The organism is Mesorhizobium sp. M0923, from assembly GCF_040319365.1.
In the GTDB taxonomy this organism is placed as follows: domain Bacteria; phylum Pseudomonadota; class Alphaproteobacteria; order Rhizobiales; family Rhizobiaceae; genus Mesorhizobium.
Map to the genome: position 1 here is coordinate 195,426 of NZ_JAMYNW010000006.1, position 13,424 is coordinate 208,849.

General features: G+C 63.5%; 14 protein-coding genes. 12 read left to right on the forward strand and 2 right to left on the reverse strand.

The genetic code is table 11. From position 1 onward, the window contains the following. Positions 1-393: 393 nt before the first annotated feature. Together NKH89_RS12930 and NKH89_RS12935 are read right to left on the reverse strand one after the other, a co-directional pair. On the reverse strand, positions 394-900 hold the full coding sequence (locus NKH89_RS12930; protein ID WP_031256657.1) for a cupin domain-containing protein: 507 nt from the start codon (positions 898-900) through the stop codon (positions 394-396). 32 nt (positions 901-932) lie between these two features. Next, a complete protein-coding gene (locus NKH89_RS12935; RefSeq protein ID WP_352909006.1) occupies positions 933-1,610 on the reverse strand; it encodes a peroxiredoxin-like family protein in 678 nt (225 codons plus the stop codon). 460 nt (positions 1,611-2,070) lie between these two features. Here NKH89_RS12935 and msuE point away from each other — a divergent pair, with 460 nt between their 5' ends. From msuE to NKH89_RS12995, 12 genes are all read left to right on the forward strand, one after another. Then, positions 2,071-2,634 (forward strand): FMN reductase, encoded by a 564-nt coding sequence (msuE, locus tag NKH89_RS12940; RefSeq protein WP_031257098.1) that lies wholly within the window; start codon positions 2,071-2,073, stop codon positions 2,632-2,634. 31 nt (positions 2,635-2,665) lie between these two features. Further along, complete coding sequence (locus tag NKH89_RS12945) at positions 2,666-3,835, forward strand: acyl-CoA dehydrogenase family protein (RefSeq protein ID WP_031257099.1); 1,170 nt, start codon at positions 2,666-2,668, stop codon at positions 3,833-3,835. Positions 3,836-3,857: 22 nt separating this feature from the next. Further along, the gene (locus NKH89_RS12950) at positions 3,858-4,976 is read left to right on the forward strand and encodes an LLM class flavin-dependent oxidoreductase (protein ID WP_031257100.1); all 1,119 of its coding nucleotides are present in this window, start codon (positions 3,858-3,860) and stop codon (positions 4,974-4,976) included. Between the two features lie 63 nt (positions 4,977-5,039). Beyond that, on the forward strand, positions 5,040-6,101 hold the full coding sequence (locus NKH89_RS12955; RefSeq protein WP_023804043.1) for an ABC transporter substrate-binding protein: 1,062 nt from the start codon (positions 5,040-5,042) through the stop codon (positions 6,099-6,101). A gap of 11 nt (positions 6,102-6,112) precedes the next feature. Then, positions 6,113-7,132, forward strand: a complete 1,020-nt coding sequence (locus NKH89_RS12960) for an ABC transporter permease (protein WP_352909009.1) — start codon at positions 6,113-6,115, stop codon at positions 7,130-7,132. Further along, positions 7,126-7,923 carry an ABC transporter ATP-binding protein gene (locus tag NKH89_RS12965; RefSeq protein WP_023804046.1) on the forward strand — a complete coding sequence of 266 codons (798 nt, stop codon included), beginning with the start codon at positions 7,126-7,128 and terminating at the stop codon, positions 7,921-7,923. The genes NKH89_RS12960 and NKH89_RS12965 overlap by 7 nt, the downstream gene beginning before the upstream one ends. A gap of 19 nt (positions 7,924-7,942) precedes the next feature. Continuing rightward, entirely contained in the window at positions 7,943-8,488 is a 546-nt protein-coding gene (locus NKH89_RS12970) for a YcnI family copper-binding membrane protein (RefSeq protein ID WP_023804047.1), read from the forward strand. Next, positions 8,485-10,119, forward strand: a complete 1,635-nt coding sequence (locus NKH89_RS12975; RefSeq protein WP_023804048.1) for a copper resistance CopC/CopD family protein — start codon at positions 8,485-8,487, stop codon at positions 10,117-10,119. Before NKH89_RS12970 ends, NKH89_RS12975 begins: the two co-directional genes overlap by 4 nt. Positions 10,120-10,340: 221 nt before the next feature. After that, positions 10,341-10,718 (forward strand): hypothetical protein, encoded by a 378-nt coding sequence (locus NKH89_RS12980; RefSeq protein WP_023804049.1) that lies wholly within the window; start codon positions 10,341-10,343, stop codon positions 10,716-10,718. 52 nt (positions 10,719-10,770) lie between these two features. Then, entirely contained in the window at positions 10,771-11,745 is a 975-nt protein-coding gene (locus NKH89_RS12985) for an ABC transporter substrate-binding protein (protein WP_023804050.1), read from the forward strand. A gap of 26 nt (positions 11,746-11,771) precedes the next feature. Further along, complete coding sequence (locus NKH89_RS12990) at positions 11,772-12,659, forward strand: ABC transporter permease subunit (protein ID WP_352909013.1); 888 nt, start codon at positions 11,772-11,774, stop codon at positions 12,657-12,659. After that, entirely contained in the window at positions 12,632-13,423 is a 792-nt protein-coding gene (locus tag NKH89_RS12995) for an ABC transporter ATP-binding protein (protein WP_373420507.1), read from the forward strand. Before NKH89_RS12990 ends, NKH89_RS12995 begins: the two co-directional genes overlap by 28 nt. The last annotated feature ends 1 nt before the right edge of the window (position 13,424 follow it).

Here is a 13,424-nt window from a genome sequence, read left to right on the forward strand (position 1 = left end):
CGACGGTCGATGCACGCTTCCGGCTATGGCCACCAGATGAGGTCTGCGATCCGGCATGATTAGGCCTCGTTCTAAAACCTAGGCAGGTCCGGACATGAACCGTCGAATCGGAAGGCAATTGGAGGATAGCTTGCCCTCCACAATGCCGCTGCCATCCGCAGTCTGGCGCCCGCGCAGTTCGCGGGACGAAGTCTGGAGCGCTTTACAGAACCGCCGTCTGCGCTCATTCGTGTAGTCGACGCCTGCAGCCATAAGGCCCTCAGCAACTGAGTAGCGCCTATTCGGGCAGACCGAGCACGGCGGCGATGTCGCCGAACCTACCGGGATCAGTGTCGTTGCCCGCCGCGATCTCGCCTGGCGCCAGTCAACTCATCAGCGCTGTAGCTCGGCAGTTCACCGGTGGATCGGATCTATCCACAGCACCTCCTCGGGTGCTTCCACAGGTTCGATGTCGAGATTGACGACCACCGGTGCCTGGCCCGACCTGACAAGAACGCATTCCAGCGTCTCGTCGCGGCTGGCATTGATCTCCTGATGCGGCACGTAGGGCGGCACGTAGATGAAGTCGCCGGGACCGGCTTCCGCGACATATTCCAGGCTCTCGCCCCAGCGCATGCGCGCCTTGCCCTTGACGACGTAGATGATGCTTTCCAGGTCACCATGGTGATGCGCGCCGGTCTTGGCGTTGGCGTGAATGGTCACCGTGCCAGCCCAGATCTTTTCGGCGCCCGCCCGTGCCTTGTTGATCGCCGTCGCCCGATTCATGCCGGGTGTCTGCGCGGTGTTGGGGTCAAGCGAATTTCCGGGGATGACTTTTACCCCATTCTCGCGCCAGTCGACCGGCGCGTGATCATGGTCGTGATCGTGATGATGGCCGTCGCGGCCGTGGTCCTTGGTCAAAGTCACCTCGTCTTTCTCTGTGCCGGCTCTGGTCAGGCAGCGGTGCGCGCCGTGATGGCCTGGACGGCCGCGATGATATCGGCCGGTTCGGTGCGCACAAGCCAGTCCGGACTGACATCGGCAAATCGCACAGTGCCCGCCTGATCGATAACGATCGCAGTCGGCATCGGAAGCTCCCAGGTTCCCGTTCCGGTAACCTCGCCGATCGGGCTTCGGCTCTCGACCGAAAGACGGCGCGAGGCTTCGTCGAATGAATAGAGGATGCCGAAGCGGCGCCCCAGTGAATTGCCCGCGTCGGTCGCGATCAGGAAATCGAGTTGGTGGCGATCCTTGATGTCGCGCAGCTTTTGGGGAACCTGCGGGCTGACGCCAACCAGCGTCGTACCCAGCCTGCGCAGTTCGGGGCCGAGATGCTGGCTGTAATAGGGCAGGGCGATGTTGCAGACGGGGCAGCCGGCAAAGCGGAAGAAGATCAGGACGAGCGGCCCGTTCTTCAGAAGCTCAGAGAGCGACAGCGGACCGGCATCCACTTCCGTCAATTCGAAAGGCCCAACGGTGTCGCCCGCCTTCACGAAGGCCGAGCGGTCAGCGGTTTCGACGAGCAGGCGCCGCTGGTCGACATTGATCTTCAGTCTGTCGGCGGGCATCGTCAGCGCCCGTTTGGCCTGGAATTTAGCGAGCGTCTGGTTGAGCGATTGCGCTTGTGCCATCGGTTCTTCTCCGTCGGTGAGGATTGGCCGCCGAAGCGGTACAGGCGATGGCGAGCCCATCGCGTTCCACTCAGGATAAAGTTGCAATGTCCCGGCGCGAGATAAAAAATTGCGCGGAAGATTTCTCCGCGCAACGAATTGTCTAATTCGAGCGGACAGATCGCGGCGTTTTGCCGAACCTTGATCGGCAGGCAACCGAAATCGGCAAGCCAAGGCACGGCGAACACTGCTCCGGTCCGGCACGCAGTGCGTCGGAAAGCGGATGCCCGCGGTTCCATGAACGGCTCCGTACCAAGCATGATTTTCTAACGGACCGCGAACATTCGGAACGTCCCGGACTCCTTGTCTTCAAATTCTATAAATATAGTAGACATTGAGACATCGAACGCCTGATTTGAATTGGCGTAACACGCCACGATCTTGAAAAAGTGCTGGAATTTCAACGGTGAAGGGAACTTGCATGTCTGGTGCAACATTGGTCGGCCTGGTCGGAAATTTCAGTCGCCCCTCCAAAACTTATGCGCTGGTGGAGACGGTTGCCGGCCTTGCAGCCGAGCAATACGGCTTTCGCACGCAGCTCCACGACCTGACCGATATCGGTCCTTCTCTGGGTAATGCTCGTCATTCCAATGACCTCGATGGAGTTGCACGACAGGCAGTGCAGAACATCGTTTCGGCTGATGTGCTTGTGGTCGGATCGCCGACTTATAAGGGTAGCTACACCGGTCTGTTCAAGCATTTCTTCGATCTGGTCGACCCACTCGCCCTGCAAGGCAAGCCGGTCATCCTGACCGCGACGGGCGGCGGCGATCGCCATGCGCTGATCGTCGAGCATCAGCTGCGCCCGCTCTTCGGCTTCTTCATGGCACATACGCTGCCGAGTGCTGTCTATGCCGCCGACCGCGATTTCGCCGACTATCGCCTCGTCTCCGAGCCCATCCGCCGCCGTGCCGAACAGGCCGTTGCGGAGCTTGGGGCTTTCTTTTCCTCGATTTCGAATCATACGGCGATGGCTGCCGAATGAGACCCTCTTCTTTCACAGCGGGCATGCCAAAATGACGGTCACGCCGCTTCGTCCAAAGTCGAGCACGGCTACTCCCAGCGCTGTGGAGATTGCCGCTGAACTGGCAGGCGTCTTTGCCGAAACAGCCGGCGATTATGACGAAGATGCGGCATTCCCGCACGAAAACATATTCCGGTTGCATGATGCCGGCCTTATCGCCCTGACGGCGCCGGTTGAACTCGGCGGCGCGGGTGCCGGCCTCGCCGAAGCATCCGAAGTGATCCGCGAAATCGCGCGTGGCGAGCCGTCGACCGCGCTCATCCTGGTCATGCAGTACATCAATCTTGCAACGCTGCCCAAGAGCCGCTGGCCGGAGCATCTCGTGCGCAAGGTGGTGAGTGACGCTGTCGAAAACGGCGCCCTGATCAACGCGTTCCGCGTCGAGCCTGAGCTCGGTACCCCTGTGCGGGGAGGGCTGCCCGTCACCACTGCGCGTCGTACGGCCGACGGCTGGTCGATTAGCGGTCGAAAAATCTATTCGACCGGCGCGGAAGGCCTGAGTTGGGCGATTATCTGGGCGCGTACGGACGAAGCCGAGCCGCGCGTCGGCGGCTTTTTGGTTCCCGCCAATGCTCCTGGTCTACGGATCGAGAAGACCTGGAATCCGCTCGGTATGCGCGCCACCGGAAGCCACGACGCCGTCCTGGAAAATGTGCGCGTTCCGCTCGATCACGCCGCCGATATCCGACTTCCGTCCGAGTGGGACACGCGCGGCGAGGGACAGGCGGCTTGGTTCGGTACGCTGCCTGGCGCGCTCTACACCGGCGTCGCGGAGGCCGCGCGCGACTGGCTGGTGCGTTTTCTCAAGGAGCGCGTGCCGACCAATCTTGGCCAGCCGCTGGCGACCGTTCCTCGCATCCAGCAGGCGGTCGGTGAGATCGAGGAATTGATCGCTGTGAACCGCCGGCTGATTTCGTCGGCGGCGCGCGATGTCGACGAGGGCCGCCCTTTCAGCTTGTCTGAAGCCGGCTTGATCAAGGTCGTCACCACGGAAAACGCGATCGCGGCCGTGGAAAAAGCGCTGAAGCTCACCGGCAATCATGGCATCTCACGCCACAACCCGCTCGAGCGCCATCATCGCGATGTGCTGTGCGGCCGCATTCACAGCCCCCAGGAAGACACGGTCCGTCTCGGTGCGGGCCGTCTCGCCCTGGGCATTTGACAAACAATTGACGGAGGTTTTCATGCCAGTCGAATTCATCGGTTATATCGGAAATTTCAACGCCTCGGAGACGATCGCGCGCTCCGGCCCGATCGTTGACCGCAATCATATCGCGGCGGCTGCCGCCATTCATGAAAATGGCGGCTTCGACCGGGTGCTTCTCGCTTTCCATTCGACGTCGCCGGAAAGCATTCTGGTCGGACAGTATGTGACCAGCATCACGCGAAATCTGAAGCTGATGATCGCCCATCGGCCGGGATTTACCGCACCGACTCTGGCCGCGCGCCAACTGGCGACGCTCAACCACCTGAGCGACGGCCGGGTCTCTGTCCACATCATCACCGGCGGCAACGATCAGGAACTGGCGCAGGACGGCGACCACCTGACCAAGGACGAACGCTACGCCCGCACCAGCGAATATCTCGACATCGTGCGGCAGGAATGGACCAGCGAAAAACCGTTCGACTATGACGGTAAATACTACCGTGTCACCGGCGGCTTCTCGGAGGTCAAGCCGCAGGGTCTGGACGGCATTCCAATCTATTTCGGCGGCTCGTCCGACGCGGCGATCGCGGTCGCCGGCAAGCATGCCGACATCTACGCGTTGTGGGGCGAGACCTACGCGCAGGTGTCGCAGACGATCCAGCGCATCCGCGCTGCGGCGGCTTCCCATGGCCGCTCGCCACGCTTCAGCCTGTCGCTGCGTCCGATCCTTGCCGAGACCGAGGAGGAAGCGTGGGCGAAGGCCGACCGCATCCTACAGCGGGCCAAGGCCCTGCGCGCGTCTGGCGAGCGCCTGATAAGCGTCAACGCGAAAAGCGGTTCTGGCCAGCCACCGAACGAAGGCTCGCGCAGGCTGCTGGCAGCAGCCGCGCAAGGCGCGCGGCTCGATAAGCGGCTTTGGACGGAAATCGCTGCTCTGACCGGCGCGGCCGGCAATTCGACCTCGCTGGTCGGCACGCCCGACCAGGTCGCCGACGCCATGCTCGACTACTACGGCCTCGGCGTCACCACCTTCCTGATCCGCGGCTTCGATCCGCTCGAAGACGCTTTCCGCTATGGCCGCGATCTCATCCCGCGCGTGCGGACGCTCGTCGCGGCGCGGGACCGCGCCGCGCCGCATGTCCAGGCGGCCGAATAGTTCCCGGGCGCAAGGTTGGCGGCCCCCGTTAACCCAGCGCGGCATCCTCAAGGAGAATCGAACATGATCCGGAAGACTTTTGCACCGGCAGGCAGCAGTTCCCTTATCGGCGGGCTTGACCGCCGCTCGTTCCTCAAGACGGCGGGAGCGCTCGGGCTTGCCCTGCCGCTTGGCGCGGTGTCCGCAAGCAGCCTCTGGGCGCAGGCCGTCGCACCGGCCGGCGAGCTGAAGAAGATAAAGTTCGCGACCAACGCCTCGGCGATCTGCCTCGCGCCGGTGTTCGTCGCGCAGGAGCAGGGCATCTTCAAGAAATACGGGCTGGAGGTCGAACTGATCAATTTCGGCGCCTCGACCGAAGCGCTGCTCGAAGCCATCGCAACCGGCAAGGCAGATGGCGGCGTCGGCATGGCGCTGCGCTGGCTGAAGGCGCTGGAACAGGGCTTTGATGTCAAGATCACGGCCGGCACCCATGGCGGCTGCTCGCGTCTCGTGGCGCTGAAATCGGCCGGCATCACGGACCTCAAGCAGCTCAAGGGAAAGACGATCGGCATTTCCGATCTCGCCAGTCCCGGCAAGAACTTCTTCTCGATCCTGCTCCACAAGGAAGGCCTCGATCCGGTCGCCGACGTCGAATGGCGTCAATATCCGGGCGAGCTGCTGCAGCTTGCCGCCGAGAAGGGTGAAATCCACGCCATCGCCGATGGTGACCCCAAGGCCTATTTCTGGCTGCAGGATCCCAAATACCTTCAGATCGCGTCCAATCTCGATCACGGCTTCGAGAACCGCGTCTGCTGCATCGTCGGCCTGACGGGCAGCCTTGTCCGCGACGACCTGCCGACCGCATCGGCGCTGACCCGCGCGCTGCTGGAAGCGCAGGATCTGACCGTCGCCAAGCCGGAGATCGCCGCCAAGGCGTTCTTGCCCAACGCGCCGAAGGACAAGACCATCGAGCAATTGGTGGGCGTGCTGCTCGACCAGACGCACGGCCACAACCCGACAGGGGCCGACCTCAAGCAGGAGATCGCGCTCTATGCGCAGGAACTGCGCGACGTGCAGGTCTTCAAGAACTCGACCGATCCGCAGGAATTCGCTGAGCGCGTCTATGCCGACGTGCTGACGGCATAAGGGGCTGGACGATGACTTCAATCGACCCGGCGATTTCCCGGCACGCTGAAACCTCTGCCCTGGAAGGCGCTTCGGCGCCGACCGGGGCAGGAATCTGGATACTTGGGCTCGTCGCCGCAGCCGGTTGGATCGGCGTCGCCGCGCTGGTCGAGCTGTGGCCGGAGATCATCCCGCAGCCATATGGCCGGGAACTGGCGGTCATCTCGCTGGTGATCGCGCTCGGGTTGATCGTTTTCGCCGCAACGGGGCGGCTCTTCGGAGCTGTCGCCTCCACCATCCGCTATTATGGGCCCTGGGCGATTGCCGCCGCGCTCGTCGTCGCGATCTGGGAGGTGGTGACGGCGAAGACCGGCTGGCTCCCGGTGCCGTTCTTCTCCTCGCCGCAGAGCATCCTGGAAGTGTTCTTCGACGATTGGAGCCGGCTTGGTCTCAGCGTCTGGTATTCCGTTGCATTGCTCGCCAAGGGGTACTTTTTCGGCGCACTCTCCGGCTTCATCACCGGGGTCACCATCGGCTGGTCGCGGGCGGCCAGCTATTGGGTACATCCGCTGCTGCGCCTGGTCGGGCCGCTGCCTGCCACGGCCTGGCTGCCGCTCGCCTTCTTCATTTTCCCGACCAGCGGATCGGCAAGCGTATTCCTGATTGCTCTTGCGACCGCCTTCCCGGTGACCATTCTCACCTGGTCGGGCATCGCCAGCGTCAACCGGGACTATTACGACATCGCCCGCACGCTTGGCGCAAAGCCATCCTTCCTGATCCTGAAGGTGGCGATACCGGCGGCATTGCCGCATGTTTTCGTCGGGCTTTTCATGGGTCTCGGCACCTCCTTCGCGGTGCTCGTCGTCGCCGAAATGCTCGGCGTCAAGGCCGGCCTCGGCTGGTATCTGCAATGGGCGCAAGGATGGGCGGCCTATGCCAATATGTATGCTGCACTTCTCGTCATGGCGCTGATGTGCTCGAGCCTGATCACCATCCTCTTCAGGGTGCGCGACTGGACGCTGTCCTGGCAGAAGGGTCTCGTCAGATGGTAGCTCTTGCAACGAACCCGGCAGCGGCATCCACCGCTGCCGGCCAGAAGATCGACATCAGACACGTCTTCCATCAATTCGAACTCGAGGGTGAGCCGCTTCCGGTGCTCGACGGCATCGATTTCTCTGTCGAGCCGGGATCGTTCGTGGCACTGCTCGGACCCTCGGGATGCGGGAAGTCGACGCTGCTTCGACTGCTCGCCGGTCTTGATCATCCGACCAAAGGCGACTTGAAGGTCGATGGTGAAAATGTCGGCGAGCCCGATCCCTCGCGCATCATGGTCTTCCAGGACCCGACGCTGTTTCCATGGCGAACGGTATGGGACAATGTGGCGCTTGGTCTCGAAGCCAGGGGAATCCTGAAAAAGGCGCGCCAGCGCGTCGACGACGCAATCCAGCTTGTCGGGCTCGACGGTTTCGACAAGGCCTATCCGCATCAGCTCTCAGGCGGCATGGCGCAGCGCGTGGCGCTGGCCCGCGCGCTGGTGAACGAGCCGCGCCTGCTGCTGCTCGACGAGCCGCTCGGCAAGCTCGACTCGCTGACGCGGCTGACCATGCAGACCGAACTCGTCGGCCTGTGGCAGCGCGCGGGACTGACCGCCGTCCTCGTCACCCACGATGTCGAGGAAGCGCTGTTCCTGACGCAACGCGTGCTGATCTTCGGCCCGCGGCCGGCGCGCATCGTCGCCGACATCGAGGTCGATCTTCCTTATCCACGCCACCGCGGCGATCCGCGCCTGGCAGAGCTTAGGCGCGAGGCGCTCGGCCATCTCGGCCTTGCCGCTACGTGGTAAACCGATCGGAATCCTTCAAATGAAAATCCTCAACTACGGCCTGCGCGCTACCCTCGCTGTGGCGGCGTTTGCGGTATCGCTTCCCGCCCATGCCCATATCACTTTCGAGAACAAGGAGGTGAAGGCGGGCACTACGGTCAAGTTCGTACTTCGGGTGCCGCATGGCTGCGCTGGTTCTCCGACCACGGCGGTCAGGATCGCGCTGCCGGAGGAATTGACGGAGGCCAAGCCGCGACCAAAGCCCGGCTGGACGCTCGACATCACAAGGGTCGAAGCCCAGGGCGACGGCTCCGGCGAAGCCGGGCACGACGCTCATGGCGGGCATGACGACACCGTCATCAAGGAGATCGCCTGGTCGGGCGGAAAACTCGAAGACGCCCATTATGAAGAGTTCGTCTTCCGCGCGAAGGTGGCGGAAGACATCGCGGTGGCGGCGATCTTTGTTCCGATCGTCCAGGAATGCGAGTCTGGCGTGGAGCGCTGGATCGAGATCCCGCCGGCCGGCGCCTCATCCGACGATCTCAAATTCCCGGCGCCGTCGATAAAGATACGCGCCGGGTCGTGATCCGGCTTCGTGTCTTGCTGTTGCGGCTGGCGGCGGCGATCTTCACCGCCGTTTTCATGTCGGGCTTTTGCACGGGATCGGCTTTTGCCCACGCGACGCTGATCGCCGCCGAGCCGGCCGATGGGGCGATCGTGGCAGCCGCGCCGCGAACCGTCACCTTGCGGTTCTCCGAACCGGCCCGGCCGCTGGTGGCGCGGTTGATCCATCCGGGCGGGCGCACCGAAATCCTCAAGGAGATCGGTGAAAAAGGTTCGGTGATCGTGCTGACCTTGCCGTCCGGCCTGGAAAACGGCACGCATGTCCTTTCCTGGCGAGTCGCCTCGTCCGACGGCCATCCGATCGGCGGCGGCCTGGTATTTTCGGTCGGCGCGCCGAGCGCGGCTGCGCCAGCGACGGTTGAGCAATCCGGCCTGATAGTCGGCATCGGGCTCTGGTCGGCGCGCTTCGTGCTGCTCGTCGGCCTTATCGTCGGTGTCGGCGGCGTGGCATTCAACGCCTTGATTGGCCGTTCCAATCCGGCGCCGGGAGCCCGCATCGTGACGAGCGCGCTGTTCGCGGGCCTGATTGCTGCGCCGTTGCTGGTCGGCTTCCAGGGGCTCGATGCGCTGGGCGCGCCGTTTTCCGATGTGGCGACGGCCGATGTCTGGGAGGCCGGATTGTGGGCGACGAGTTATGGCCGTTCGACGCTGCTGGCAGCGACGGCGATCTGCATCGCCTACGCGGCCGGGCAGGCCGGCTCCCGGTCCCGTCTTGGACTCTCGCTCGCCGCCGCAGCGACGCTTCTGGTCGGTGTGGCGGTCGCTTCTGCCGGCCACGCCTCGACCGCGCCGTCGCGATATCTCACGGTGCCGGCAGTGTTTCTCCATGCCATAACGGTCGTGCTATGGATCGGTGCCCTGATTCCGCTCGGAGCGGTGCTTGTCCGCGGCGGCGCAGCGTTGCCGATCGTGCTGCGGCTGTTCTCCCGCGTCATTCCGGCGATCGTGGCGGTGCTGGCGCTGTCCGGACTGCTGCTGGCGATCGTGCAGGTGCAAAGCGTTCCGGCGCTCTGGGACACCGACTATGGCCGTGTGCTCTTGGCCAAGCTCGCATTGGTCGTCGCGCTGCTACTGCTAGCGGCGCTCAACCGCTTCTATCTGACCGCTCCCGCAGCCGCTGGCGACGCAAGCGCGACGCGGCGTTTGAGGCGCAGCGTTGGTGCTGAAATCGTCCTTGCGACCGCCGTCATCGCCGTGCTCGGTCTATGGCGATTCACGCCGCCTCCGCGCGCGATTGCGGCAAACCCTGCTTTGTTCGCAGTACAGGAAGTCCGTGCGCGGAAGGAGAGTGTCAGTGCTGCGCTGTCGATCCATCCGCCGATCGTCGGCTCGGTCAGGGTAGAGGTCGGCAATTTGCTTCTCAATGGAAAGCCGTTTGAGCCGATCAGCGTCAGCGTCGATCTCGACAAGCCGTCCTACGGCATCGGCCCGTTCACGCGGGAAGCGCGCCGGGCCGGCGATGGAATCTATCATGCGGATGGCTTCGTGCTGCCGCTGGATGGCTTCTGGATCGTTCGCGTCACGGTCCTCGTATCGGATTTTCGTTCGGTCACGCTCATGGAGGTCTTCGACGTCCGTAAAGTATCGCGATAAGCTTGGCAGCCGATTTCCACACCCCCAGACAACATGCCCGGCATGGGCCGAAAAGGAGAATTCGACTCTCCAATCGGGGGAAAGTTCAGCACGCTGTGCCTAGTCTACTAAATTAGTAGAAATTACTCTGACGGACATCCTTGAGACGAACGACCGTCGTCTCCGGTTCACAGCCAGGGAGTCCGTCATGTCCCAAAAACGTCAAGCTGAAACTCGGCTTCATGCTCCACGGCGTCGGCATTGGAAGGGGCGACTGGCGCCATCCGGATGCCGACGCGACTGCGAGCACGAGCTTTGAATACTACAAGAAGCAGGCGCAACTCGCCGAGGCGGCGAAGTTCGATTTCCTCTTCGTCGCCGGAACAGGTCGCCGACGCGTTCCAGCGCTGGCTGGAGCAACGCGGCTCCGACGGCTTCGTGGTCAACGTGTCGCTGCCCAGGGAACTCTCGAAGTCTTCGCCGAGACCGTCGTTCCGATCCTGCAAAAGCGCGGCATCTACCGCACCGGATACGAAAGCGAGACCTTCCGCGGCAATCTCGGCATTCCCGTTCCACCCAACCGATACGCCAGGAACACCGTCGCCGTGGCGGCCGAGTGAACTTACTCATTCCCGAACAAGTCCCTCCCACAAACTGAAAGCGAACCCTGCCATGACCATCGTCTCCCGCCGCATGTTCAATCTCCTCTTAGGCGGGCTGGCCGCAATTGCCGGCCTCACAGCGCTGCCAGCTCTCGCCGCCGAAGATCTCAGCAAGGTCGTTCTGCGCGTCGGCGACCAGACCGGCGCCACCAGGGCGAAATTCGAAGCGGCCGGCTTGCTCGACGACGTCCCCTATCAGATTGAGTGGTCGGTCTTTGCAGCCGCCGTCAATCTGCATGAGGCGCTGAAGGCGGATGCCGTCGACATCGGGTCGGCGGCGGATGCGCCGACGGTCAGCGCCATTGCCGGCGGTTCCAAGATCAAGATCGTCGCCAGTTGGTCGAACGGCGGTCTCGGCAGTTCGCTGATAATCCCCGCCAATAGCCCGATCAAGACCATCCAGGACCTCAAGGGCAAGACCATTTCGCCGACGACGCGCGGCAGCGTCGCGCACTACCTCGTGCTCGGCGTGCTGAAGAAAGCCGGCCTTGCCCAGGACGATGTGAAGCTTGCCTTCCTCAACCCATCCGATGCCAGCGCCGCCTTCCAGGCCGGCAGCATCGACGCATGGGCAACCTGGGGTATCTACAAGGCACGTTCGATCGGAACGCTAAAGGCCACCGTGCTGATCGATGGCCCCGGCATCAATACCGGCAATGGCGTGCTTAGCGCCACGGACAAGGCGCTGTCGGATCCGGCAAAGGTGGCTGCGATTGCCGATTTCTCGGCCCGCACCGACCGTGCCTACAAATGGTCGAAGGAGAACAAGGAGGCTTATCTCGACTATTACGCGGCCTTCACGAAACAGGACAAGGCGACGGTCGAGAGCCTTTATCCGGACGAGGCTGCTTTCGAGCGCACGCCGATCGACGACGCTTTCGTCGCTTCACTCCAGAACGTTTTCGAGACCTGGAAGGAAGCCGGTGTGCTGAGCGGCGACCTCAAGCTTGCCGACTACGTCTATCGCGGGCTGCCCACGAACTGACGCCGGTTTCGAAAGGGAACAAGCCGATGAGTTCGATCGCCACGATCACCATCACGCCGGGCGCCATCGAAAGGCAGCCCGCGGACCATGCGCCCAAGTCGCAGGGTTCGCTGGCGCGGCAGCGCATCGAGCCGGCCTCGGCCGCCGGGCAGGGAATGCCGCGCTGGTTGCGGCGTCTGTCAGGCCCCGTGCTTCTGGTCCTGCTTTGGCATGTCGCGTCGCAAACCGGCGTGCTGCCGGGCGAGGTGCTTGCCGGCCCGTCCACGGTGATCGGCAGCGCCGCCAAGCTCATTGAGACCGGCGAGCTTCAGGATGCGATGGTCATCTCGCTCAGCCGCGCCTTGGCGGGCCTGGCGATTGGCGGCACAATTGGCGTGACGCTCTCTGTCCTCGCCGGACTGTTTCGGCTCGGCGAGGATCTGGTCGACGCCACGATGCAGATGCTGCGCACCGTGCCCAATATCGCGCTGATCCCCTTGCTGATCATCTGGTTCGGCATCGGCGAGGCGCCGAAGATTGCGCTGATCGCGCTCGGCACCGCCTTTCCGCTCTATCTCAACGTCTATGCCGGCATCCGCAACGTCGATTCGACGCTGATCGAAGCCGGCCGGACGCTCGGCCTGTCACGCACGGCGATGATCCGCCACGTGGTGTTGCCGGGTGCGCTGCCGAGCGCGCTGGTCGGTCTGCGCTATTCGCTCGGTATCGCCTGGCTGGCGCTGGTCTTCGGCGAGCAGATCAACGCCACCGCCGGCATCGGCTATCTGATGGCCAATGCGCGGGAGATGTTCCAGACCGACGTCATCGTCGTGTGTCTCGTCGTCTATGCATTGCTCGGCCTTGGCGTCGATTTCACCGTCCGAACTCTAGAAAAGGTGTTTCTCGCATGGCGGCCAGCTTTCAGCGGAACTTGAACGTGGTCGAGGCGGTCGCGCCTCCGCCTGTCGCGAAACACTCGAAAGCCCCGCTGCCTGCAGTCAGGGTTCGCGGGCTCACACGCCGCTTCGGGGAGCGCGAGGTTTTGAAGAACCTCAATGTCGACATCGCGGCGGGCGAGTTCGTGGCACTACTCGGCGCCAGCGGCTGCGGCAAGAGCACGCTGCTGCGCATTCTCGCCGATCTCGACCGCGAGATCGTCGGCGAGGTCGACGTGCCGGTGCGCCGTGCCGTCGCCTTCCAGGCGCCGCGGCTAATGCCGTGGAAGAAGGTGTGGCGCAATGTCGTCCTCGGCCTGCCGGAACGTCCCAACAAGACGCGTGCTCTCGCCGCACTGGAAGAGGTCGGCATCGGCCACCGGGCCGACGTGTGGCCGAAGGTTCTGTCCGGCGGAGAGGCGCAGCGCACCTCGCTGGCGCGGGCGCTGGTGCGCGAACCCGACCTGCTGCTGCTCGACGAACCCTTTGCCGCGCTCGATGCGCTGACCCGCATCAAGGCGCAGGATTTGGTCGGCGAGCTCTGGCAGCGGCATGGCTGCGCCATCCTGCTGGTCACGCACGACGTCGAGGAGGCGGTGCTTCTCGCCGACCGGGTTCTGGTCATGAAGGACGGAGTCATCGCGCATGAGGAGCGCATCGATCTGCCGCGTCCGCGCGATGTCGCCGATCCGGTCTTCGCCAGGATACGCGGCAGTCTTCTCGACTGGCTGGGCGTGCGCCATGGCACTCATGGCAATGCCTGAG

Bases quoted from the DNA above. Each gene is read 5' to 3' on its own strand.
- NKH89_RS12935 (WP_352909006.1), bottom strand. From the start codon at position 1,610: ATGGCACAAGCGCAATCGCTCAACCAGACGCTCGCTAAATTCCAGGCC.
- msuE (WP_031257098.1), top strand. From the start codon at position 2,071: ATGTCTGGTGCAACATTGGTCGGCCTGGTCGGAAATTTCAGTCGCCCC.
- NKH89_RS12945 (WP_031257099.1), top strand. From the start codon at position 2,666: ATGACGGTCACGCCGCTTCGTCCAAAGTCGAGCACGGCTACTCCCAGC.
- NKH89_RS12950 (WP_031257100.1), top strand. From the start codon at position 3,858: ATGCCAGTCGAATTCATCGGTTATATCGGAAATTTCAACGCCTCGGAG.
- NKH89_RS12955 (WP_023804043.1), top strand. From the start codon at position 5,040: ATGATCCGGAAGACTTTTGCACCGGCAGGCAGCAGTTCCCTTATCGGC.
- NKH89_RS12960 (WP_352909009.1), top strand. From the start codon at position 6,113: ATGACTTCAATCGACCCGGCGATTTCCCGGCACGCTGAAACCTCTGCC.
- NKH89_RS12965 (WP_023804046.1), top strand. From the start codon at position 7,126: ATGGTAGCTCTTGCAACGAACCCGGCAGCGGCATCCACCGCTGCCGGC.
- NKH89_RS12970 (WP_023804047.1), top strand. From the start codon at position 7,943: ATGAAAATCCTCAACTACGGCCTGCGCGCTACCCTCGCTGTGGCGGCG.
- NKH89_RS12980 (WP_023804049.1), top strand. From the start codon at position 10,341: ATGCTCCACGGCGTCGGCATTGGAAGGGGCGACTGGCGCCATCCGGAT.
- NKH89_RS12985 (WP_023804050.1), top strand. From the start codon at position 10,771: ATGACCATCGTCTCCCGCCGCATGTTCAATCTCCTCTTAGGCGGGCTG.
- NKH89_RS12990 (WP_352909013.1), top strand. From the start codon at position 11,772: ATGAGTTCGATCGCCACGATCACCATCACGCCGGGCGCCATCGAAAGG.
- NKH89_RS12995 (WP_373420507.1), top strand. From the start codon at position 12,632: ATGGCGGCCAGCTTTCAGCGGAACTTGAACGTGGTCGAGGCGGTCGCG.